Below are 24,235 nucleotides of genomic sequence, written 5' to 3'. Positions count from 1 at the left end.
GATCTGTAACAAATTTAAAATAATTTTGAAAAGAAAGTAATAAATGTATGGGTAAATGAATTATTTTTGTAATTATTGATGATTATAATGAAAAAATATCTACTCTTTTTATTGTTTTCTTTTTCGGCAATTTGTTTTGGACAGATGTATAAAACGCTTGACACAGCAGATTATATCCAAAGAAAAGAGTTTGCTAAAAATTATACTGCGAACAATGAGATTTTGATTAAAGATTTAAAAACAAGATATTCCGGAAAAGCAGGAAGCGAGGTATCTAAAATCTATAAAGAACTGGGAGCGGATTTTGAAACAAAGGTGAAGAATAAAGATTTTGTTTTCAATTCTGTATTTGATACGAAAGTGAAAAACCTGATCGAGCGTTTGAGGAAAAACAATGCTCAGATTCCACAAAATTTAAAAATTCTTATCGCAAAAAATAATACTCCCAATGCATACTGTTTTGCAGACGGAACGTTTGTGATCAATATGGGACTTTTCAATTGGCTGAATAATGATGATCAATTAGCCTCAGTAATTTCACACGAATTGGGACACAAAATCACAGGGCACACCTTAAAAGCAATTCTGAATATGATTAATGAGGATCAAATGGATAAAACGGTGGTTCAGAATATCAAGTCAGACAAAACCAACCGCAGCCAAAGAGCTTTTGAGGTATTGAAAAACCGAATTTATCAAAAAGGTGCGGAAAACCGAAAGCAGGAAATGCAGGCAGATTCTTTGGGATATGTAGTTTTTAAAAACAGTGACTTCAAAAAAACAGAATTCATCAATGCGTTGAAAAGGCTGGAAGATTTTGATACCATTTCACCAAAACAACTTAAAGTAGAAACCTATAGGAAATTTTTTAACCTACCGAAACAGGAGTTTCAGGATAAATGGCTGAAGAAGGAAGATTTTTCTCTATACAACTATGATCATTTTGATCAGAAACTGAGCAAAGATTCCCTGAAATCTCATCCTGAAGTCACGCTGCGAATCAATAATCTCAAGAAAATATTTCCTGAATTGAAAACTGAAGTCGCAGATGAAAAGGCATCAGAATCTTATGCCGTTCTGGGAAAAATAGCCAGAATGGAAACGCTGCCCAATTTTTATCATTCGGAAAGTTACGGTGTAGGAATTTACGCAAGCCTCCAGTTTTTGCAGGATGGGGAAGAGGAAAATTATTACAAAGGTTGGCTGGGAAGATGTTTCGAGAAAATATATGAAGCCCGAAAAAACTACAAACTCAATAGGTATTTAGATCGTGTAGATCCAAAAAATCAAAGCGAAAGTTACCAGCAGTTCCTGAATTTTATGTGGAATTTAAGTTTAGATGAAATAAAAAATATTGCCGATTACTATCAAACGAAAGAATCCTGACCATTGGTCAGGATTCTTTTTAATATCAATAATTCAACCGTTCCAAACGAACCTGATTAAATTTTTCTTTCTCATTAAGCTCTCGAAGCAAAATATATCCTTCTTTTGCAACGTACGGCGTCACGATATAATTGTCTTTTTCAGAAATAGGAATAACTTCCTGCTTGAATTTTCCGTTGATCACGGTGTTGATGAAGAGATTCCATTTTTTGTCTTTGGTGACTTGGTCTTTTTGGTAATCGCGATAGAAGAAAACAACATCTCTGCTGTCGTTCAGGTACTGCGAAAACAGATAGTCATTATTTGCCCATCTTGTTTTTTCCTTCTCAAAAACCTGTACGTCTTTTACTTTAAAATCTTTATCGGTGTTGATGTACACCAAATCAGTGGTTTTCGGAGCACTGTAATTCCCTTCTGGTTTAAATTTTTCAGACAAAATTCCGACACTTCCGTCACTTAGAAAAAAGACATCCTTGGTTTGCAGAAAATAGCCGTTTTCTACACCTCCGTCTGCACTCAGTTTTGGAATATGGTTGGAAAGATCCGGTTTATAATTTATTTCCTTCAGATCAACATTGTAGTTCTTTTTATCAAACATTAATCTTGCAAAACCTTTATCTTTTTTAGAAATATAATTTCGTCCCAGAAGTACCACTCTGTCGTCAAAAACTTTGTCATTAGCCATTTTTCTGCCACTCGAATATAAATCATCAATGTAGTCGATGGTTTCAGGAGAAAGTCCGCTGATTGGTTTGTTAGATATTTCTTTTCCGGTTTTCATATCGATGACCAAAAGATTGAATGTCTTATTGTCGTCATCTACTTTCTTTAAAATTCCATAGAGACTGTTTTGATCTTTATCTAAAATCGTAAGTTCAGAAAACACCTTCTTGTCGCCGTTGGTATTGTAGCTGTATCTCCAGATTTCCTTTTTATTGTCGTCAAATTTTATCAGGCTGTTTTTGTTGACGTATCTTCCATAGTCATTATATTCTACAGCAATGAAGCCTCCTTCTTTAATTTCTGCCACTGAAGAAATATAATTGTAGCCTTTGTCTTTTTTCTCGGCACGGTTTTCTTTTCTTTCTTCTTTAAAGCTTTTAGGCTGGTTGATCTCCACAAAAGTTCCGTTTTCCAGGTAATCATAATATACTTTTGGGGCAACAGAATTAGTTTTCGGATTAATCACCATCGAAACGGGCATTGCTGCTTCTTTCGAAAATGCCTGAAGGTAATTGAAATCTGAAGGACGTAGAATAATCTGTCCTTTAAAATCTACATATCCATAATAGTTCGAAACCAAAAGGCCCGCTTCAAATTCTTTATTCGCAACCGGGTTGAGGTTTTTATCTAAAATGACATATTCAAATTTCTGACTTTTCTTATCTGTTTTGCCTAAAGAATACATCGAAACATAGCCGTACAAATTATCTTTGGTGTCAAAAAGGGCGTTCATCCCGATGTTCTGTCCTGAAGCTAAAGTTGCCAAATCTCTGGTTTGTGAATAGGCGAAAGTTTGGGTCAACCCAAAAAGCAGTAAGTAAATTTTTTTCATGTTTATTATTTGAAATCCAAAAGTAATGAATTCAAGGATATTTCAAATAGGTTGATGAAAATATTTTTTAGGCTAATTATTATTAAATAATTTTTAACAGGAGCGGATTTTAATCTGTTTTATAATAAGTTGCTTACAATTAGGTTTGGCTATAAATTCTTGAACTTTTGGTTCTTTTGTCTTGAAACAAAAGAACATATAATATTACAATAAAAAAGCCCTGATTTCTCAAGGCTTTCAATTTATATTTTAGAAAGTAAATTTCTGAAATTCGTTTTCTCATCAATAATTCGTCTCAATTCAGAAACCGGAACTCTTTCCTGCTGCATCGTGTCTCTGTCTCTGATCGTCACCGTGTGATCGGTTAAGGAATCGTGATCAATCGTAATACAGTAAGGTGTTCCAATCGCATCCTGTCTTCTGTAACGTTTTCCGATCGCATCTTTTTCTTCGTAGAATAAGTTGAAATCATATTTCAGATCATTGAAGATGTTTTCTGCATATTCAGCCAAACCGTCTTTCTTCATCAACGGAAGAATCGCTGCTTTTACCGGAGCCAATGCTGGTGGTAAAGATAAAACTGTTCTTTCCGAACCGTCTTCCAACACTTCGTCTTTCAGACAGTGAGAGAAAATAGAAAGGAATAATCGGTCTAAACCAACCGAAGTTTCCACCACGTAAGGAACGTAATTTTCATTTCTCTCAGGGTCGAAAAACTGTAATTTTCTGCCAGAATGTTTTTCATGCGCTTTTAAGTCGAAATCTGTTCTTGAGTGAATACCTTCCAGTTCTTTAAATCCAAACGGGAAATTAAATTCAATATCCGCCGCAGCATTCGCATAATGCGCCAGTTTCTCATGGTCGTGGAATCTGTAATTGTCATTTCCTAAACCAAGTGCTAAGTGCCAATTCAGACGTTTTTGTTTCCATTGTTCGTAGAATGCAAGTTCAGTTCCCGGAGCAACAAAGAATTGCATTTCCATTTGTTCAAATTCACGCATTCTGAAAATAAACTGTCTCGCAACAATCTCGTTTCTAAATGCTTTACCAATCTGAGCGATACCAAACGGAAGTCTGTGACGCGAAGTTTTCTGTACATTTAAGAAATTTACGAAAATACCCTGAGCAGTTTCAGGTCTTAAATAAAGATCCATCGCAGAATCTGCAGAGGCCCCTAATTTAGTTCCGAACATCAGGTTGAATTGTCTTACTTCCGTCCAGTTTCTAGAGCCGGTATCAGGATCAGCAATTTCCAATTCTTCGATTAATGCTTTTACATCAGCCAAATCTTCATTTTCTAAAGACTTTGCTAGTCTTGAAAGAATTTCAGTTCTTTTCGCTCTGTATTCTAAAATTTTAGGATTCGTTGCTTCAAACTGAGCTTTATCGAAAGACTCACCAAATCTTTTGGCAGCTTTTTCAATTTCTTTATTTTCTTTATCCTCAATTTTTGCACAATAATCTTCCACCAAAACATCTGCTCTGAAACGTTTTTTAGAATCTTTATTGTCGATCAAAGGATCATTAAAAGCATCAACGTGGCCAGAAGCTTTCCAAGTAGTCGGGTGCATCAGAATCGCCGAATCAATACCTACAATATTTTCGTTCAGCTGTACCATCGCTTTCCACCAATATTGTTTGATATTATTTTTCAGTTCTGCACCATTTTGTCCATAGTCATAAACAGCTGATAAACCGTCATAGATCTCACTAGAAGGGAAAATAAACCCATATTCTTTAGCGTGAGAAATCACTTTCTTGAAAACATCTTCTTGCTTTGCCATAAATTTTTCGTCTTACCTGCAAAAATAGTGAAAAAGCGGGAAGTTAGAAGATGGAAGTCGGAAGTTTTTAAAATTCAGAATTTTCAGGAGCCGGGAACCTGATGTCCACTGTATCTTTTGCTTTGCAAAAGGATGCCGTTTCCATCAGGGCTATCCACAAAATTAAGTTTATAATACAAACAAATGCCATAAGTATCAAAGCCAATTTGACTTATATTCTCACATCATCACGGTAAATTAAAATCAATAAGAAATTCTCTACTTTTGCCTCATGTTAGAAATTCTTTATCAAGACGAACATCTTATTGCCATCAATAAACCCAGCGGATTACTGGTTCACAAATCTTTCTATTCCGGAGAAGCAGATACGTATGCTATTCAGGAGCTGAGAAAACAGATTGGGCAAAAAGTCTATCCGGTACACCGTTTAGACAGAAAAACTTCCGGTGTTCTGCTGTTTACTTTAGATAAAGTTACATTGACAACCATGAGCAATCAGTTTGCATCCCGGGAAGTCGAAAAGAAATACATCGCCATTCTCCGCGGCTGGGCGAAAGAAGAAGAAACCATTGATTATGACTTAGTGAACGAAAATGAAGTAAAGCAAAATGCAGTCACCTATTATCGCCGCCTGCAGACTTCGGAAATAGATCTGCCTTTTTTGAAGCATCAGACTTCGAGATATTGTCTGGTAGAAGCCATTCCAGAAACGGGAAGATTCCATCAGTTGAGAAAACATTTTAAACATATTCTGCATCCGATTTTAGGCTGTCGAAAACATGGCTGCAATAAACAAAACAAATTGTGGCTTCAAACATTTGGTATTACCAAAATGACACTTCATGCGCATCAATTGGCTTTTAATCATCCTCTTTCCAACGAAAGAATTACGGTCAATGCGACTATAGATGATGAGTTCAAAAGAGTAGGGGATGTTTTGAAACTTGATTTAAGTGCATATTTGTAATTGTAACAAGAATTTTGTCAGTTCGAGTGTTTTTCGTGGTGAAATGGAGGAAAATGTATCGAGTAGTTGGTGCAAAATTCTCCATACACTCCGCTTTGATTCATATTTGCTTCTTAAAATTTTAAAAAATTAAATGAAATCTCCGCATTAAAAAACCTCTCACAGATTTTATGAGTTAAGCAGATTTTAATTCTATTCTATGTGTTCATTAAAAAGAAAATTGTGGAATTGGTATTTTTAAAATACAAATAATCTTCATTTAAATAAATTATCACATATCAAGAATTCATTAATTTGAAAATGATTATTTTTGTAAAACTTTTTTTCAATGTACAAATCGCTCATTCGCCCCATATTCTTCAAATTTGATCCCGAAGAAGTTCACCACTTTACTTTTTCAATGCTCAAAAATTTCGGATTTCTGACCAAATTATTCCTTCCAAAACCCATCGTAGACAAACGTCTTGAGAGAGAAGTTTTCGGACTGAAATTTAAAAATCCGGTTGGATTGGCAGCAGGTTTCGATAAAAATGCGGTTTTATTCAATGAATTAGGTGATTTAGGATTCGGATTTGTAGAAATCGGAACGGTAACGCCTAAAGCACAGGCCGGAAATCCTAAGAAAAGATTGTTCCGTTTGATCGAAGACGGCGGAATCATCAACAGGATGGGATTCAACAATGACGGTCTTGAAGCAGCCATTGAAAAACTGAAAGGCAACAAAGGAAAAATCATCATCGGCGGTAACATCGGAAAAAATACCAATACAACGCCTGAAAATTATACTCAGGATTATCTCGACTGTTTCGAAGGTCTGCATCCTTACGTAGATTATTTCGTGCTGAATGTGAGCTGTCCCAACGTTGGAAGCCACGCCAAACTTGAAGATGTTGAATATCTGAGAGAACTAATTACAGAAGTTAAGAAAATTAATCAGACCAAGCCGACTCAAAAACCAATTTTACTAAAAATTGCTCCGGATTTAAACAATCAACAGCTTGATGAGATTATCGAACTGATTGCAGATACGAAAATTGATGGAATTGTCGTTTCAAATACCTCAGTCAACAGAGAAGGTTTGAAAACTTCACCTGAAGTTTTAGAAGAAATCGGGAACGGAGGTTTAAGCGGAAAACCAATTCGTGAAAGAAGTACCAAAATGATCAAATATCTTTCTGATAAAAGCAACAGAGCTTTCCCAATCATCGGAGTGGGTGGAATTCATTCTGCAAAAGATGCTATTGAAAAATTGGATGCAGGTGCAAGTTTGGTTCAGCTGTATACTGGATTTATCTACGAAGGACCGCAACTAATCAACGATATTAATCAGGAAATTTTGACGAGAGCAGGTAGAATTTCGAGATAAATTTTATTGATTCATTTTTACTCTTTTCTAAATGGAAAATTCTGACCAATACAATCATATTCATTCAATTTCCTTAAAAACAGGAATCGAGATTGAAATTATTAAAAAACTTCAATCTGAAACGCATTCTGATCCTAAAAGACTAAAACGAGAATTCATTCCTACTGTTTTAAGCCATGAAAGTTTTGATTTTGATATGATTCCGCATGGGAAAATTGTAGAACTTCCCGGAATAAGTTTTAAGCTCACTTCAAAGGAAAAAGGATATGCAATTATTTCTAAGCTAAGGAATGAATTGGATAGCAAGAATTACAGAATATTTCTTGACATTTATTGGAGTGATGATATTAACGAGATTATTGATTTGTCAGTTTTGTCGTGTAGCAATGAGTTTGAACCACTAATTTATATGCAGACAAATGGAATAAATTATGGAGTTACAAATCAAAAACTTATCAATGAATTAAGAATATTAGATCAATATTTAGGACTTAAGATTTTAGGTGCCGGAAATGATTGGTGCGAATTTGAAATTACCCAGGAACCTGAGAACATGAGCAGTGTAATCAAACAATTCTTTGAATTATGTCCCGATATTGCAGATAAATATAACTATTCTGTGAATGATTTTGAGAATTATTTAAGAGAAAACAAAAGATTGTATTTGTGGTTTGATTAAATTAGATAAAAAAATGCGATATCGTATAAATAATCAATCCTACTAATCCTCCCACCAATGTTCCGTTCACACGGATGAACTGCAAGTCTTTACCCACCTCTAATTCAAGCTTTTCACTCAATTCTTTCCCTTGCCAGTTTCCGACAGTTGAGCTGATGAGGTTTCCGGCCTGATGCGTATTTTTAAGAATGTATTTGTAAGCGGTTACTCTTACCCAATGATCAATTTTATTCTGAAGTTTCTCGTCGGTTTTTAAGTTTTCAGAAAACTCGTTGAGGTTTTTCGTGATGTATTTTTTTAATGAAGATTCCTCTTCCTGCAGTTCTGTACTCAACGTTTTTTTAATCGAAAGCCAGATGTCATTGGAATATTCATCTAGCTTATCATTTTTCAGAAAGTCATTTTTAATGGTTTTAAATTCGTCATTCCATTTAGGGTCTTCTTTTAAATCGATCGAAAAATCGTAAATCTTTTTTGTAATTAAATCTCTGATTTCGTGATGGGTATCTTCCTCGATTTCACGAAAGAAATCTGAAAGCCCGCTTGCTATTTTCTCTGCAATTTTGTTGTCGACAAACGATGGAATAAACGAATAACTGCCTTTTTTTACCCTGTCCTGAATCATTCCGTCATTTTCTATCAGATATTCTTTGATTTGTTTTGAAAGATTAGTGACGATTTTCTGATGGTCATTTTTATCTAAAAGATAGATGATTCCGTTACCGAGAATTTTATTCAGCTGAATATCATCCGTCATCTCACTCACCTTTTTGCTGATAAAATGGCTGACTTCAGAATCATCCAGTTTATTCAGGATATCTAAAATAATGTCTGAAAGATTTTTAATCAAAGCGTCCTGATTTCTTTCTTTTGTCAGCCATTCGCCAACAAAATTGGATATTTTAATTTTCTGAATGTAAGGACGTATAGTTTGAGGAGACAGGAAATTCGAGACCACAAAACTTCCGAGGTTGTCTCCTAGTTTTTCCTTACTGTTTTCAATTAAATTGGTATGTGGGATAGGAAGCCCGAGCGGATGACGGAACAATGCGGTTACGGCAAACCAATCTGCCAAAGCCCCAACCATTGCTGCTTCAGAAAAAGCACGAACATAGCCAATCCAGTGAGACTCGTAAGTTTTCTGAAGAATAGTCGTCACCACAAAGAGAATGGCCATCAGAACAAAAAGTCCGGTAGCAAAAGCCTTGTATTTATTGAGTTGTTTTCGTTTCAGTTCGTCATTCATAGTCTCAAATTTAGTAAATTTGGAATTGGAAAACAGAATAAATCAGATTGAAGATCATTGCGGATTAAAATTTGCATTCATCTTACAAGTTATAAAATCAATCATGAAATTTTTGATTCCCATATTGTTATTAACCTTTCTGCAGATGTGCTCGCAGACTCAAAAACCCGTTAAAATCACTCCTATGGAAAATACTGAAGCAAAAAACAATCCATATTATTCACGAACTGACCGTACAAAACTGCATGTGTCAAACGATGAATGGAAGAAAATTCTTTCACCTGACTTGTATGCCATCGCAAGAGAAGCTGCCACAGAAAGACCTTTTACCGGAAAATACAATGAATTTGATGAGTTAGGAGAATATTATTGTGCAGTTTGTGGAAACCATTTGTTTCGTTCTGATTCTAAATTTTCTTCAACCTGTGGCTGGCCAAGTTTCTTTGAAGCTGATAAAGAAGGTACAGCTTATCATAGAGATTCTTCTCACGGAATGGAAAGAATTGAGGTGGTTTGTAAGCGTTGTGACTCTCATTTGGGACATGTTTTCAATGACGGTCCGGCTCCTACTGGAACGCGCTACTGCATGAATTCTGTGAGCTTAGAGTTTGTTCCTGATTCGCAAAAATAAGAGCTTAGTCTCAGAGAATCATTAAGTTAAACTTTCTTAAATTAAGTTAAACTTTCCGGGATTTCACGGATTGTTTATTATGTTTTTATAAGTTTGTAACCGCAAATTTAATTTAACATACTATTTAATGAAAGGATTTTATAGCGTATTAGGAATTGTGTACTTGATTTCTACCTCGTTTTATCTAGCTCCAAAAAATGCAGATAACGAAAGAAATACTAAAAACACAAACAAAATAGAAACTATAATCGAGTCAAAATCTCTAAACAATACAAGCAAAGTGAGTTCTTCTGAAGAACTTTATCAGTCAATCTCATTCGAAAACACCAATAAACTACAGTTTGATGTTTTTGCAAAAGCACTTCTGGGTTTTGAAAATCTTAAAAAAGCCGGAAAATTGAGTCAGGAAGCTCATTTATTAACGGTATGTGATTTCTCATTATCTTCAAACGTAAAGCGACTTTGGGTAATCGATACAGAACAGAGAAAAGTTCTTTTCAATTCATTGGTTGCTCACGGAAAGAATACGGGCGAAGAATTTGCTACTAATTTTTCAAATACAGAAAGTTCATTACAAAGCAGCATGGGATTTTATATAACAGAATCTACGTATAATGGCGATAACGGATATTCTCTAAAACTTTTAGGAATGGACAGAGGTTTCAACGACGCAGCATATAAAAGAGCTGTAGTAATGCACGGAGCTGATTATGTGAGTGAAGAATTCGCCGCTGCTCACAAAAGAATCGGAAGAAGCTGGGGCTGCCCTGCAATTCCAAGAAGTTTGACAGAACCCATCATCAATACGATAAAAGGAAAAAATTGTCTCTTCATTTATTATCCTGATGAAAATTATCTTTCCTCTTCGGAGTGGTTAAAAGCATAACATAAAAAAGGCTGTTTCTTTATCGAGAACAGCCTTTTTTATGTTGAGTTGATTTTATTAAACTTATTTAAATTTCTTGAAAATCAAAGTCGCATTATGTCCGCCAAAACCAAAGGCATTACTAAGGGCATAGTTGATTTCTTTTTCTTTAGCTTCGTTAAATACAATATTGATATCCCTCGGAATTTTCTCATCAATATTGTGCATATTGATCGTTGGTGGAATGATCCCGTTCTGAATCGCCTTAATAGAAAGAATTGCTTCAGCAGCTCCTGCAGCTCCCAATAAATGACCGGTCATTGATTTGGTTGCACTAATATCTAAATTTGTATTCCCTTTAAAAATTTTAGTAATCGCATTAAGCTCAATCAAATCTCCAAGTGGGGTAGAGGTTGCGTGCGGGTTGATGTAATTAATGTCTTCAGCATTCACTCCTGCTTCTTCCAAAGCAAGTTGCATCGCTTTTATGGCTCCAGCTCCTTCAGGGTGAGGTGCGGTCATGTGATAGGCATCGGCAGTCATTGCGGCACCTACTAATTCAGCATATATTTTTGCGCCACGAGCTTTAGCGTGCTCATATTCTTCAAGAACCAAAGAACCTGCGCCTTCACCCATGACAAAACCATCCCGGTCTGAGTCGTACGGACGGCTAGCTGTTGCGTAGTCATCATTTCTTGTGGACATTGCTTTCATAACAGAAAATCCGCCAACTGATGCTGGAGTAATAGCTGCCTCAGAACCACCGCTGATAATCACTTTCGCTTTTCCCAAGCGGATGTAATTAAAAGCGTCCATAATGGCTGTGTTTCCAGTAGCGCAAGCAGAAACTGTAGTGTAGTTGATTCCCTGAAGGCCAAACTTCATAGAAATCATCCCAGATGCCATGTTGGCAATAAACTTAGGAACGAAAAAAGGATTAAAACGTGGGTTTCCTTCTCCTTTTGCAAATTCCATGACCTCGTGCTCGAAGGTCCACATTCCGCCTTGTCCGGTTCCCCAGATAACGCCGGTGTCGAAGGGATCCATTTTTTCAAAATCCAAACCTGAATCCTGAATTGCTTCTGTAGAAGAGTACAAAGCATATTGGGTAAAAAGGTCGCTTCTTTTTATTTCGTTGTGGGTAAGATGTATTTTGGGATCAAAATTTTTCACTTCACAAGCAAAATGCACTTTGAATTTTTCTGTATCGAAATGTTTGATTACATCTGCGCCACTTTTTCCGTTGATGCTGCTTTGCCAAAAATCTTCGACATTATTTCCCAAAGGTGTTACTGCACCCAATCCTGTTATGACTACTCTTTTCATATGTAGATTTTACTTTTTTTAAAGATTTTATAGAATCGCTTTAATTCAGTGTCACTGCTGCTTCCAAGCAGTAATAGCGATTTTATAAATTGATGATGTTATTTTTTAATATGTGTGGATGGCTTTTCGTCTTAATATTCGTACAGACTCCATAAATAAAATATTACTTTTTACGGTCTAATAATAGTATTAAAACTGTGCCTAAATATTTGAACTTTTAAGTTTAATTGTTGATTTTAAATAAATTAGACGTTCCTCTTGCAATTAAACGGGTTTTGTCTTCGTTCCAGATTTCACACTGTGTATTGACAAACTGTTTCCCTCTTTTAATAATTTTAGTTTCTGCTACAACGCGGTCATTCTCTCGTGCTGTCGAGAAATAATCGATGGTGTTATTTACCGTTACAATAAAGCTTTTTTCGTTCAGAGAGAACATGGTTGCACCGATAATGTCATCCATAATCGCAGCTGTTACGCCACCGTGAAGATTTCCCATGGGGTTCAGCCATTCTTGTCTTACGGTATACTGAAATTCGATATGACCGGTTTCAGCCGATATGACAACCGGATTAAGCCACCTCATAAAAGGAGAAGGAGATTCGGTAAATTCTTTACCAATAAATGCCTGTAACTGAGCTAATTTATCCATAACCTTTGATTTTAAAATGGAATTTGTTTTACTTCACGATCGATGATTGACAAAACTCTATCCAAAGCAAGATTAAGATATTTTTCGTCATCTGTCGTTTTAGAAAGCAGAATGCCGCCTTCAATCAGCATGATGAATAATGCTGCATATTCTTCTGCATTTATTTTTGAATTAAATTCACCACTTTCCTGACCTTTTGAAATAATTTTGGATACTGTTTTCTTCCAGTTTTCGAAAGAAATAGAAACCTGTTTTTTTAAATCCGGAAATGTGTCGTCAGATTCAGTAGCTGCATTCATGATTGGGCAGCCTCCATTGGCAAAAACGAAATGCCAGTTTTTACGATAAAAGGCTACAAAAGCATAAAGCTTGTCGAGTAGAGTAGGGAATTCATCACCAAAAGATCTCAATAAATTTTTTCCAAGAAGCCCGGAATTGAATTTATAAACCGCAATTGCCAGTTCATCTCTATTTTCGAAATTACCATAAATGCTTCCCTTCGTCAAACCGGTAGCCTCAGAGATGTCTGATAACGATGTCCTTGTATAGCCTTTGCTGTTGAACAAAGCCGCGGTTTTTTCGATAATGAACTGTTTGGTTTTATCTGCTTTAGACATTTTTACCTTAAAACGGTATGCAAATATAATAAAAATATACCGATTGGTATATTTTATTTCAAAATAAAGTCCGAGAATCATTATAATCTCAGACTTTATCAATTTATGAGTTAATTTTATTAAAAAATTAAGCTAAAGTAGCATTCAGGGTAATTTCAAAGTTGAACGCTGCACTTACCGGGCATCCTTCTTCAGCTATTTTCGCATATTTTTGAAAATCTTCTTCAGAAATTCCGGGAACTTTTGCTGTTAAAGTCAATTCAGACTTCGTTATTTTTCCGATACTTGGGTCTAAAGTGATCACTGATTTTGTAGTCAGTTCTTCAGGGGTAAAACCAGCCTGAGAAAGTTCTGCGCTCAATTTCATTGTGAAACATCCTGCGTGTGCTGCTGCTAACAATTCTTCAGGGTTTGTTCCTATACCATCTTCAAAACGGCTGCTGAAAGAATATTGAGTTTGATTAAGCGTTGTGCTTTGAGTCGTTAAATGACCTTTCCCTTCTTTTACGGTACCGTTCCAAACGGCTGTTGCGTTACGTTTCATAATGTTTTGAATTTTTTAGTGTTAAATAATAATTGCTTTTTGATGATACAAAGATATATAGTGTAAGTATTTTAATAAATAGATTTAAAGCATTAAATGTTGTACTTTTTTCCCGCTGAATAGTTTTTTTTGAAATTGATTGGTGTGCTTCCTACTTTTTGAGTAAAAAGTCGGTTGAAATAGGCTGGATCTTCGTAACCTAAATCATAACCAATCTCTTTTACAGTTTTGTCTGTATAGAAAAGAAGCCTTTTTGCTTCCAGCAGAATTCTGTTGATGATGTATTGATTGGGCGACTCCAGATTTAGAATTTTAAATTTATGACTCAGTGTTTTGGGGGCAACGTGAAGCATTTCTGCATAATCTGACACGTTATGCTTTTCTCTGTAATGAATTTCCAGATAACGGCTGAAGTCCCTGAAAATATCAAGTTCCTGAGGATTTGTTTTTAAAGTTTCGGTTTCTATATTTTGAACTTTCCATTTTCTGGTGGCACGGATGATAACTTGTTTCAGGTATGTTCTTATCATTTCTTCGGAAGAAGAATCTTTAGCTTGAAGCTCATCTTTTATACTCTCAAACAAATTTTTAATGATAATGTTCTCAGAATCATTTAACTCTACTTTTGGATTTTCAAATACATTATGAAAAAGCAAACCGTCACAGGCTACTTCTTTATCATGAATCTGAATGCAATAAAAATCTCTGTTATAAAAGATAAGTGATGCTTCATCTGCACTTCCTTTCTTGATGTCAAGAAGCTGATATGTGATGAAAAAAAGACTGGGTGATTCTGTTTTGTAATGCGTAAAGTCTACGGTCAGTTCGTATCCAGCTGGCAGATAAAGAACTTTGATGTAGGGCAGTGATTTGATCCGTTCAACACGTTCAAAATTATTTTGTGAGAAATTTTCAAAACCAAATTTTTTATAATCGTCCTCAAAAAATAAGTTATCCGAACCCATAGAATTTCTTTCACTGAAAGGTACAAAAAAAGCATGATGCAGTAAGATTAAATTATCAACATCATGCCTTAAATTTTATTTTAAAATAAATTAAATCAAATTAGAAACTTACGTCCAATCCAACATAAAAATTGGCTTTCATAATAGGAGCATAGACCATTCCTCCATCAAAATAATTTCCGAAAGGGTTTCTGAAATCTACAATTGCATTTTTCTGACTGTAAGAAGTCAGGTTTTCGCCTCCTACATAAGCCCTGATTTTCTGGTTGAAATTTCTGGAAATCTGTGCATTCATAACCGCATAAGATTCCGAATAGGCAGGAATTTGAAATTCTGTCGGATTTCCTGCTGTATTAGGAAGTCTTTGTTTTCCGACCACGTTCAAGGTGGTGTCAAAACTCCAGAATCCTCCTTTTGTATTCTTATTGGTTGCATAGGCTAGATTGACAAATCCTCTGTGCTTCGCCATAAAAGGAATTTCTCTTCTTCCATCCAAGTAATCTGCCTGCACATCATAATATTTGTAAGCCAATCGTACGTCGAAATTTTTGAAAGGAGTGAAGTCCCATTGTGTTTGAAATGAGTTTGCGATAGATTTTCCTTCTAAATTATAGAAAGTTAATTGTTGAGGTGAACGGTCAAGATCTACCAATACCTGGTCCTGAAAATCGGTTCTGAAAAAATCAACCATCAAAGTAGATTTTTTTCCGAACAATTTGAATTCCTGCTGTAAACTTGCGCCAAAATTCCAGGCAATTTCAGGTTTCAAACCATAAATATTTCCACCATTCTGTAGAATCTGGATATTTCTGTTGGATGCAAAATATTGTTGGTTTTCCGCAAAAACTGAAGCCGTTCTGAATCCTCTTCCAGCTGAGAGCCTTACAATAGTTTGTGGAGTAAAATCATATTTAAAATTTAATCTCGGTGTAAACTGAGTTCCTGCCAGATTATGAAAGTCGGCTCTCGCACCTGCCACTAACGTATATTTCAGCCCTGTTAAAGTATATTCTGCAAAAATTCCCGGTACGACTTCGTTTCTTTTGAAATTGTCTGTCAAATAATCTTCGTTGTACGCATCATACATGAAGCTTGCTCCGGTTTTGTACTTGTGGTTGGTATTTCCGATAATGTTTTCGAAAATTAAATTTGAATAATACGTATGCTGCTGCCCGGAATAATTTCTCAGTCCAAAAAAGCTGTCCTGCTGATGATAAACATACTGATTCATCCAGCCTAAGCTTTGGTAGGGCTTTCCTTTAAAAACATAACCGGTTTTGTTCCAAACCTGAAACCGTGAAATGTCAATCCCCACTCCGTATGCAGTTTGTTTGTCTTGCGGAAGTTTTTTATCAAAACCTACCTGCCCTGCAGTTCGTTCGTCTTTTACGAAATTAATTCCAAAGTGTGAACCAAAACCTGAGTGTTCTAAATCGTTATAATTCAATAAGTAAGCTGCGTTCAACTGAGTTCCTTTTGGTCTGTCAAGGAAGCTGTCATCATTCATGTCGGTATCTCCGAAAGTTCTGTTTCCGTGAAGTAAGAAAGTCTGCGTCCAGTGATCATTAATGGGTTCTACATGAGTAATATTGGCTTCGGCTCTTCCGTTAAAATCCGAAAACAAATTTAAAGACGTCTCAGATTTTTCAGAATGCTTGATGAGTTCGGTGTTGATTTGTCCTGTAATGCTTTCGTAGCCGCTTGTTACGGTACTTCCACCTTTAGTCAACTGGATACTTTCAATCCATCGTCCAGGAATAAAATTTAAACCGTAAGCAGATGCCAAACCTCTGATTTCAGGCAAAAGTTCTTTTGTCAGGCTAGTATATTTCTGATCTAAGCCCAACATTTTAAGCTGTTTTGTTCCCGTCACTGCGTTGCTAAAAGAAACGTCTACCGTGGCGTTGGTTTCAAAACTTTCAGATAGATTACAGCATGCTGCTTTTAATAATTCTTTAGAATCAATGTTAAAGACTAGTCCAGCCTCTTTTTTATTGATAGATGTTGCAGCTTTTGAAGCGGATACTTTTACTTCTTCAATGTTTTTTTCGTTATGACCTTCCTGTCTGTCTTCTGAATGATTTTTCGTGTCTTCAACTTTATGATTAGGATTTTCATCTGCATGTACTTTCGGATTGACAGCACCCATCGGGATATCTCTGTCATACAGACAACATCCTGGGAGCTTTTTATAAATATCATCCGAAGTTTTGTATTTTTCGTTGTCGTGACCCACATCAGCAATTTTTTTCAGAATTTTATCTGCTGAAGTTGTTGAAGAATCAAAATTTAAAATAACGGTCTGTTTTTCTGCATTCCATACTGCAGATTTTGCGCCAGCAGATCTTGCTGCTTTTTCTATTCTCGCTTTACATGATTCGCAGTTTCCTTTTACAAAAAATTCGTTCTCACTTTCGGAGTGATCGTGGTTTTCTGCTGTTGACTTTTTTTCAGTCTGAGTCTCTCTGTCGTAATGGCAGCAGCTAGGAAGTGTATCATAGCTGGCGTCGGAAGCTTTAAATTTCTCATTATCATGCCCAGCTTCTGCTACTTTTTTAAGGATATCGTCAGAGGAGATGTTGTCTGATGTTTCTAATGTAAGTATTTGTTTGTCAACTGAATATCTGGCAGCGGAAGCACCTGATTTCAGTGCAGTAGATTCTATTCTTTCTTTACACATCTCGCAGTTTCCTTTTACCTGAAACTGGCTTTTATGAAGGTTTTGAGCAAATACTAATTGTGTAAATATTAAGAATAGGCCAAGGATTACCCTGGTAGTATATAATTTCATTCTGTTTAAAATTTAGATTAATTGAAATAATGTAACAGTTTTACACGGTACTGTGTAGAAAACATCAGTAGAGTGGTACTATGATACATGATACGTTTTAAATTAACCTAATTTAGGCGGTTGCCAAATATCTTTTAAACTATCTGAAATATGCGGGTCAGAATATTGAAATTCTAGACTTCTATCTGTTTTAAACGGAATGTGATTAAAAAATAAGGTCTTTGCAGAAAGATTCTCTACAAAAGTATGACAGGTCATACAGAACGAACAGCAATCATCATTGCATGATGATTTTCCGTCTTTTGTTTTATGATTGTCATGATCCTTGTCGCAACAGCTGTTTGCTTTTGAATCTGTTTTGCAACAGTTTTCCTGTGCGGCCTGAGCATAAAAATCATCTTTAGGAATTAAGAAAACTCCTAAACAAAAGATAATTAATATAATATGCAAACGATTCACGATGCAAACTTACGAAAAATTTTTATAGAGCCTCACCTACTTTTTTAGCGCAGTCATGCCATGGCTCACCATGTGCAGGGTTTAGTTTTGGTTTAGGCCCAGTATTGTTTGCAACAGCTTGAGGAGCAGGCATTGGTTGAGGAGCTGCTTGAGGCTGTACATTTTGAGCGGATGGCTGGGGAGCCGGTTTGCTGTTTAAAGGCTGACCTACAGGAATGTCGCATCTGTGGCCTGCTTCACCATGTGGAGGATTCATTCCGGGTGCTGTTTTTACCTGCTTGCCATTCTGATCAATCATTATTTTTCCCGGACTTACAGCGTTGGGATCTATCTGAAGAGAATTGTTTCCGTTTACAGTAATATTTTGAGATGATGGATTAGTTGACTGTGCTGGTGTGCCGCCAGCGTTCAGTGGTTGTCCGACAGGAATGTCACATCTGTGTCCCGGCTGGCCGTGGGGAGGGTTCATTCCCGGTGCCGTTGCAGCTGCCTGTGAGCTTGGTGCAACAGTAGGAATTCCGGCTTGATTTAATAATGATGGTTGTGGAGTGTTGTTAGCTAAGGCAGCTGGTTGCTGTACTCCTGTTTCGTCTTTTATGTAAGTAGGTTTTTCATCTTTCTTGCAAGAAACAACTAAAATTCCTGCCGCTAAAATTCCTAAAAATATATTTTTCATAATAAATAAGCGTAAAAAACAAAATTAGCAAAACATTTCCAAATGCTTTGCTAATTTATGTTATATCTTGCTATTTTAACGTTCGGTTAGTTCTTAACCAAAAGTCTGAAACCTTCTCCGTGAACGTTGATAATCTCTAATCCATCGTCATCTTTCAATAATTTTCTCAGTTTGGCAATATAAACGTCCATACTTCTTGCTGTAAAATAATTTTCTTTTTTCCAGATTTTTCTTAATGCAAGATCTCTAGGCATAAAGTCGTTTCTATGGAGACAAAGTAATTTTAGGAGTTCATTTTCTTTTGGTGAAAGCTTGTATTCATTATCACCCACTCTTAGCTGTCTCAACATAGAATCAAAGAAAATATTGCTGATTTTAAACTGCTCCTGCTCTTCATTTTCCAAAGTAGAACTTCTTTGTAGAATTGCTTTGATTTTGTATAAAAGTAATTCAGTATCAAATGGTTTGGTGATGTAATCATCAGCTCCCAACTGATATCCTTTCAATATGTCTTCTCTCATATTTCTTGCCGTAAGAAATATGATTGGTGTATTTTTGTCGATTTTTTTTACGTCTTCAGCTAAAGAAAATCCGTCTTTTTTAGGCATCATTACGTCGAAAATACAGATGTCAAATTCGTTTTCTGTAAACTCTTTCAAGCCTTGTTCGCCGTCAACTGCCAAAGTCACTTCAAAATTGTTGATAGAAAGGTAGTCTTTCAAAACTGCTCCAAAACTCTGATCATCTTCTACTAATAATATTCTGTTACTCATATCTTTTATTTTATTATTTGTTAATCATTTATTATTTAAACCATCGGAAGTTTGATGATAAATGTGCTTCCTCTGTCTTTTTCTGAATTTACAATAACTTGACCTTTATGAAGTTCTATGATTTTTTTTACATAAGAAAGCCCAAGCCCCTGACCTTTTACATTGTGAATGTTTCCGGTTTCCTCTCTAAAGAATTTTTCAAAAATCTTGGTTTTGTTTTCTGTTTCCATTCCCATCCCTTTGTCTGAAATTTCAATGACATACCAGTTACCTTCGTTTCTTGTTTTTACATCAATTTCAGGAGTTTCCGGTGAATATTTATTCGCATTGTCCAAAAGGTTGACCAGCATATTCGAAATGTGAAATTCATCAATCTTAAAAGTGTATTTACTCGCATTGAATTCTTGTTTCAGCGTACCATTTCTCTGCGATACAATAAGTCCAAATGATTCTGTTGTTTTCTTAATGAGCTCTCTTACGTTGGTTTCTTTCAGAAATAATTTCACTTCATTCCTTTCCAGCTTAGACATGTTAAGAACATTTTCCACCTGTTTTTTCATCCGTAGATTTTCCTGCTTGATCAGACTTGAGTAGTATCTCACTTTTTCAGGGTTCGTGGCAATTTTGTCATTCGCCAAAGAATCTGTCGCAACCGAAATTGTTGCCAGCGGAGTTTTAAACTCATGAGACATATTGTTGATAAAGTCGGTTTTGATTTCAGCAATTTTCTTCTGCTTCATCATATAATTAATGGAAATAATATAAATCCCCAAAATGGTCAGTAAGGAAAGGAAAGTTCCCAAAAGCATGGGCCAGTTGTTCATCGCCAAAGAATATTCCTTTTTAGGAAAAACTAAAGCCAAAGTATACAACGTTCTGTCTTTCGTGTCTGTAAACAAAGGGTAAGAGTAGGTGTTAGCTTCTTTCTTCTCTTTAAAAACCTTGTTTACAACATTGGTGAGCTTATTGTTTTTGTCTGTAACTCCATAACCGAAATTGGCAGATATTCCTTTCATGCTCAATTCTTTTGTGAGAATGGAGTCTAAGATTTTTGAATCTACACGTTTGGATATGGGTAGATTATTTCCTGTTACCTTTACGAATTCCTTCATGCCCCAATCTCCGGTTTGTATATCCTGATTGATTTCTGAGGTCAATTGTTCTCTTCGGGTAGTGTCTTTTTTAATTTTATAGGCGGCTTCATCCGTATATAGTGTAGTTAAACTCAAAGAATCACCCTTTTTTGATAATGGCAATTGTTTCTGCTCAATGAGATTTTTAGAATAAATAATTGATCTTTGAGTTCCTGAATCTGATGTCTGCTGAATGGTCGTCAAAGATGGTTGTTTGCTGTTTGCAATGATGTTGTCTCGAAAATTGTCTTGGTTAAGGTATTTATCTACTTCGAGTTCAGAAACTGTTTTTGAAGTATTTTCGAGAGCGGTATAGACTTTATTCGAAAACTCTTGTTCCAAAGCTCCATAATACCCTTTAAGCCAATAAAACTGCAGTGTTACAAAGACAATTAAAGAAATTGTCATAAAAACTGAGATTATTGGGATGAACTTGTTATTCATTGAATATAATAATTTGCGATTACAAATGTTAAAATTAAATATTTTATGACCATATAAACAAAAAATGCGCCAAAAAATTATATTCTATTTCTTAAAATCGTGTTTTTTAACATTTTTTTACGAATCAGTGGTTTTTTATTGGGAAATATTTAATTGTTCTTTAGGTTAAAAATTTTTATAATTTTAAATAAAAATATATAAGATGAAGACTGAAATTGTTTTTAATAAAGATTTTGATGCGAAAAGCATCTATGTAATGAAGGTTTATGCGGCAGAAGTTTCAACAGTTTGGGATTATTTTACCAAGGCTGAATTGCTTGACCAGTGGTGGGCTCCGAAACCTTGGAAGTGTGAAACGGATAATCTCAACTTTGAAGAAGGAGGAATTTGGCTCTATTCAATGAACGGTCCGGAAGGGGAGAAAATTTTCTCAATGGTGAGGTATGGTGAAATAAATGATGGGAGAAGTTTTGATGGAATTGATGCTTTCTGTGACGAAAACGGGAAAATTGACGAGAGTTTCCCTCAGACCAAATGGCTTTTAGGTTTTACAGGAGTGGAGGAAGGAGCAAAACTATCTGTAAATATGCATTTTCAGTCTGAGCACGACATGAAAAAACAGCTTGAAATGGGCTTTGAAGAAGGTTTTAAAATGGGACTGAATCAGCTTGAAGAGATTCTTAGCAAATGAAAAATCTAAGAAGTTTTAATTTTAAAATTTTAAAAATCTGAAAATGGTCATAAAAAAAGGGAACGTAAATTTACGTTCCCTTTTTTGTGGGTTTAAGCATCCAAGAATTTATTAGTATCTCGTATTTATATCAATTCCTCCTCCTGAAAATAATGGATAATTGCCTTCTTCATCAGAAGTTGTTGTTCATTAGGCTTCAGTTCGGGAAGTTTTTCTACCTCCTCAAAGTGTGGATATCCGTCTTTGTCGTAGTGAGAAAATTTGAAGTAACCAAAAGGTTCTAGCAACCTGCATACTGCGATGTGAAGGATGTTGAGTTTGTCGTCTTTTGTATATTTTTGTTGGCCGCTTCCTAATTCCTGAACGCCAATTAAAAATAAAATGGTGTCGATCTGCGGATGTTTTTCTGTGTCGAAATTGATTACAAAAAATTCTTCAACCTTAGCCCATAATTCTGCTTCTGTCATCTTTTAAGAATTTATTTTATTGTCATTAATCAAAGGTCTTACGTTTGATTAAAATTAAATTTTATGTTCAAGCTTCAGCAAAAATGCATATTCCAGTGCATCTTCTTTTAAAGATTCAAATCTTCCGCTTGCGCCGCCGTGACCAGAACTCATATCAGTTTTAAATAATAAAAGATTGTCGTCGGTTTTCAGCTCGCGTAATTTGGCTACCCATTTTGCAGGTTCCCAATACTGTACCTGAGAATCATGAAAACCTGTTGTGATCAACATATTCGGGTAATCTTTGGCTTCCACATTGTCGTATGGCGAATAGTCTTTCATGTAATGATAATACTCTTCATCATTCGGATTTCCCCATTCGTCATATTCTCCGGTCGTTAGAGGAATAGTTTCATCCAACATCGTGGTTACAACGTCTACGAAAGGCACCTGTGCAACAATCCCGTTAAATAACTTTGGTTCGTAATTAACGACAGCTCCTACCAACAAGCCTCCGGCGCTGCCACCCATTGCGTACATGTGTCTTGATGACGTGTAATTTTCTTTTATTAAATATTTTCCGGCATCGATGAAGTCGAAAAAGGTGTTCTTTTTAAACAGCATTTTTCCTTCCTCGTACCATTCTCTTCCTAGGTATTCTCCGCCACGAATGTGTGCGATGGCATAGATGAAACCTCGGTCCAGAATTGAAAGTCTTACATTAGAAAAACTTGCGTCGACCGTATGTCCGTAGCTTCCGTAACCATATAAAAGAACAGGGGTTTCTGCTGTTTTTTGAGTGTCTTTATGATAAACCAAAGAAATCGGAATTTTAGTTTCGCCATCTCTCGAATCTGCCCAAATTCTTTCAGAAATATAATTTTCAGCCACAAATTTTCCGCCCAAAACTTCCTGTTGTTTCAGAAGCTTAGTGGTTTTGTCTTTCATATTATATTCAAAAGTAGAACTAGGAACTGTAAGCGAAGTATAGCCGTAACGCAAAATTTCTGTATTAAATTCTAAATTTAAACCAATGTAAGCGGTATATGTGGGATCTGAGAAAGGTAAATCATGCGATTCTCCGTCTTTCTCGTTGATGATTTTTATCTGTAAAAGTCCTTCCTCTCTTTCTTCCAAAACAAGATAATCTTTGAAAATTTCAAAGCCTTCCAGTAAAACTTCGGCACGGTGAGGGATGACATCCACCCAGTTTTCCATTCCGCAATTGTCGATTTTGGTCTTGACAATTTTGAAATTCGTTGCGTCGTCTGCATTGGTGATAATGTAAAACTCATCTTCGTAATGTTCCACAGAATATTCCAGATCATCGATTCTTGGCTGGATCACTTTCCATTCTGCGAAAACATTGTCTGAAGGAATGAAATGGTGCTCATCAGAAATCGTGCTTGAACTTGCAAGGAAGATGTATTCTAAAGATTTGGTTTTAAAAACATTCACGTCAAAAGTTTCATCTTCTTCATGGAAAATCAAAACATCTTCTGAAGGGTCTGTTCCTAATTCATGACGATAAACTTTGTATGCACGAAGACTTTCATCTTTTCTGATGTAAAAAATGTGCTTGTTATCATTTGCCCAGACTGCTTTTCCTGTTGTGTTTTCTATTTTATCTGAAAGAATTTCACCGGTCAGTAAATTTTTGAAATTCAAGCTGTAGATTCTTCTCCCGACATTATCTTCTGAGAATGATACCAATTCGTTATTTGGGCTTACTGCAACATTCGCAACCTCAAAAAACTCCTGACCTTCGGCAAGAATGTTAACATCCAGAATGATTTCTTCAGGATTTTCCATTGTGTGGAATCTTCTGCAGAAAATAGGGTATTCTTTTCCTTCTTCATAACGTACGATATACCAGTATTCATTAAAAAAGTAAGGTAAAGATTCATCATCTTTTTTGTAACGGGCTTTCATTTCCTGATAGAGTTCTTCCTGAAAAGCTTGCGTTTCTTTCATCATCGTTTCTTCGTACGCATTTTCTTCTTCGAGATACTTGATGACTTCAGGGTTTTCGCGATCATTCATCCAGAAATAATTGTCAATTCTTTTATCTCCGTGAATTTCGAGTATGTTTTCTATTTTTTTTGCTTGGGGAGCTGTCATCCGAATGGTTTTATTTTAACTGAATAAATTTGGTGTAGAAATAAGTATTAAAAAGCTATTTTATTCAATATTAATTTTTGTTCAAATTTAATTAAAAAAAAGCCATCTTTCCTTTGAGCGA

General features: G+C 35.7%; 22 protein-coding genes. 7 read left to right on the top strand and 15 right to left on the bottom strand.

Going from position 1 to position 24,235, the window contains the following annotated elements; all coding sequences use genetic code 11:
* Window positions 1-87: 87 nt before the first annotated feature.
* Window positions 88-1,386 carry a M48 family metalloprotease gene (locus AR685_RS08090; RefSeq protein WP_117584631.1) on the top strand — a complete coding sequence of 433 codons (1,299 nt, stop codon included), beginning with the start codon at window positions 88-90 and terminating at the stop codon, window positions 1,384-1,386.
* A gap of 25 nt (window positions 1,387-1,411) precedes the next feature.
* On the opposite strand, the gene AR685_RS08085 is transcribed toward AR685_RS08090, so the two are convergent.
* Window positions 1,412-2,941, bottom strand: coding sequence for a hypothetical protein (locus AR685_RS08085; protein WP_059124253.1), 1,530 nt, complete (start codon window positions 2,939-2,941; stop codon window positions 1,412-1,414).
* A gap of 242 nt (window positions 2,942-3,183) precedes the next feature.
* Window positions 3,184-4,725 (bottom strand): glycine--tRNA ligase, encoded by a 1,542-nt coding sequence (locus AR685_RS08080; RefSeq protein WP_059124252.1) that lies wholly within the window; start codon window positions 4,723-4,725, stop codon window positions 3,184-3,186.
* Between the two features lie 271 nt (window positions 4,726-4,996).
* On the opposite strand from AR685_RS08080, the gene AR685_RS08075 reads away from it, so the two are divergent.
* From AR685_RS08075 to AR685_RS08065, 3 genes are all read left to right on the top strand, one after another.
* A complete protein-coding gene (locus AR685_RS08075) occupies window positions 4,997-5,692 on the top strand; it encodes a pseudouridine synthase (protein ID WP_047443184.1) in 696 nt (231 codons plus the stop codon).
* 328 nt (window positions 5,693-6,020) lie between these two features.
* Window positions 6,021-7,058, top strand: coding sequence for a quinone-dependent dihydroorotate dehydrogenase (locus AR685_RS08070; protein ID WP_047443183.1), 1,038 nt, complete (start codon window positions 6,021-6,023; stop codon window positions 7,056-7,058).
* 31 nt (window positions 7,059-7,089) lie between these two features.
* Window positions 7,090-7,737, top strand: coding sequence for a DUF4253 domain-containing protein (locus AR685_RS08065; protein WP_059124251.1), 648 nt, complete (start codon window positions 7,090-7,092; stop codon window positions 7,735-7,737).
* Between the two features lies 1 nt (window position 7,738).
* On the opposite strand, the gene AR685_RS08060 is transcribed toward AR685_RS08065, so the two are convergent.
* Window positions 7,739-8,983 (bottom strand): DUF445 domain-containing protein, encoded by a 1,245-nt coding sequence (locus tag AR685_RS08060; protein WP_059124250.1) that lies wholly within the window; start codon window positions 8,981-8,983, stop codon window positions 7,739-7,741.
* A 145-nt stretch (window positions 8,984-9,128) separates the two neighbouring features.
* Here AR685_RS08060 and msrB point away from each other — a divergent pair, with 145 nt between their 5' ends.
* Together msrB and AR685_RS08050 are read left to right on the top strand one after the other, a co-directional pair.
* Window positions 9,129-9,614 carry a peptide-methionine (R)-S-oxide reductase MsrB gene (gene msrB, locus AR685_RS08055; protein ID WP_228376428.1) on the top strand — a complete coding sequence of 162 codons (486 nt, stop codon included), beginning with the start codon at window positions 9,129-9,131 and terminating at the stop codon, window positions 9,612-9,614.
* 127 nt (window positions 9,615-9,741) lie between these two features.
* Window positions 9,742-10,500 (top strand): murein L,D-transpeptidase catalytic domain family protein, encoded by a 759-nt coding sequence (locus AR685_RS08050; RefSeq protein WP_059124249.1) that lies wholly within the window; start codon window positions 9,742-9,744, stop codon window positions 10,498-10,500.
* A gap of 63 nt (window positions 10,501-10,563) precedes the next feature.
* Here the strand turns inward: AR685_RS08050 and fabF are convergent, their stop codons facing one another.
* From fabF to AR685_RS08000, 10 genes are all read right to left on the bottom strand, one after another.
* Window positions 10,564-11,805: a beta-ketoacyl-ACP synthase II gene (fabF, locus tag AR685_RS08045; protein ID WP_059124248.1), complete on the bottom strand. Its 1,242-nt coding sequence runs from the start codon at window positions 11,803-11,805 to the stop codon at window positions 10,564-10,566.
* Window positions 11,806-12,028: 223 nt separating this feature from the next.
* Window positions 12,029-12,454 carry a PaaI family thioesterase gene (locus tag AR685_RS08040; RefSeq protein WP_059124247.1) on the bottom strand — a complete coding sequence of 142 codons (426 nt, stop codon included), beginning with the start codon at window positions 12,452-12,454 and terminating at the stop codon, window positions 12,029-12,031.
* An 11-nt stretch (window positions 12,455-12,465) separates the two neighbouring features.
* Window positions 12,466-13,071, bottom strand: a complete 606-nt coding sequence (locus tag AR685_RS08035) for a TetR/AcrR family transcriptional regulator (RefSeq protein WP_047443177.1) — start codon at window positions 13,069-13,071, stop codon at window positions 12,466-12,468.
* Window positions 13,072-13,198: 127 nt separating this feature from the next.
* Complete coding sequence (locus AR685_RS08030) at window positions 13,199-13,615, bottom strand: OsmC family protein (protein ID WP_059124246.1); 417 nt, start codon at window positions 13,613-13,615, stop codon at window positions 13,199-13,201.
* Window positions 13,616-13,707: 92 nt separating this feature from the next.
* Complete coding sequence (locus tag AR685_RS08025) at window positions 13,708-14,580, bottom strand: helix-turn-helix domain-containing protein (protein ID WP_059124245.1); 873 nt, start codon at window positions 14,578-14,580, stop codon at window positions 13,708-13,710.
* 100 nt (window positions 14,581-14,680) lie between these two features.
* The gene (locus tag AR685_RS08020; protein ID WP_059124244.1) at window positions 14,681-17,371 is read right to left on the bottom strand and encodes a TonB-dependent receptor domain-containing protein; all 2,691 of its coding nucleotides are present in this window, start codon (window positions 17,369-17,371) and stop codon (window positions 14,681-14,683) included.
* Window positions 17,372-17,473: 102 nt separating this feature from the next.
* Window positions 17,474-17,830: a hypothetical protein gene (locus AR685_RS08015; RefSeq protein ID WP_059124243.1), complete on the bottom strand. Its 357-nt coding sequence runs from the start codon at window positions 17,828-17,830 to the stop codon at window positions 17,474-17,476.
* Between the two features lie 22 nt (window positions 17,831-17,852).
* On the bottom strand, window positions 17,853-18,506 hold the full coding sequence (locus AR685_RS08010; RefSeq protein WP_059124242.1) for a hypothetical protein: 654 nt from the start codon (window positions 18,504-18,506) through the stop codon (window positions 17,853-17,855).
* Window positions 18,507-18,592: 86 nt separating this feature from the next.
* Window positions 18,593-19,279, bottom strand: coding sequence for a response regulator transcription factor (locus tag AR685_RS08005; protein ID WP_047443171.1), 687 nt, complete (start codon window positions 19,277-19,279; stop codon window positions 18,593-18,595).
* A 35-nt stretch (window positions 19,280-19,314) separates the two neighbouring features.
* Window positions 19,315-20,856 carry a sensor histidine kinase gene (locus AR685_RS08000; protein WP_047443170.1) on the bottom strand — a complete coding sequence of 514 codons (1,542 nt, stop codon included), beginning with the start codon at window positions 20,854-20,856 and terminating at the stop codon, window positions 19,315-19,317.
* A gap of 202 nt (window positions 20,857-21,058) precedes the next feature.
* Here AR685_RS08000 and AR685_RS07995 point away from each other — a divergent pair, with 202 nt between their 5' ends.
* Window positions 21,059-21,547 carry an SRPBCC domain-containing protein gene (locus AR685_RS07995; RefSeq protein WP_059124241.1) on the top strand — a complete coding sequence of 163 codons (489 nt, stop codon included), beginning with the start codon at window positions 21,059-21,061 and terminating at the stop codon, window positions 21,545-21,547.
* A 125-nt stretch (window positions 21,548-21,672) separates the two neighbouring features.
* Here AR685_RS07995 and AR685_RS07990 read toward each other — a convergent pair whose 3' ends face one another.
* Window positions 21,673-22,014, bottom strand: coding sequence for a hypothetical protein (locus AR685_RS07990; protein ID WP_047443168.1), 342 nt, complete (start codon window positions 22,012-22,014; stop codon window positions 21,673-21,675).
* Between the two features lie 54 nt (window positions 22,015-22,068).
* Complete coding sequence (locus tag AR685_RS07985; protein ID WP_047443167.1) at window positions 22,069-24,114, bottom strand: S9 family peptidase; 2,046 nt, start codon at window positions 24,112-24,114, stop codon at window positions 22,069-22,071.
* Window positions 24,115-24,235 lie beyond the last annotated feature (121 nt).

The organism is Chryseobacterium sp. JAH, assembly GCF_001507335.1.
Lineage (GTDB): Bacteria > Bacteroidota > Bacteroidia > Flavobacteriales > Weeksellaceae > Chryseobacterium.
This window is presented reverse-complemented; position numbering and strand designations above follow the sequence as displayed.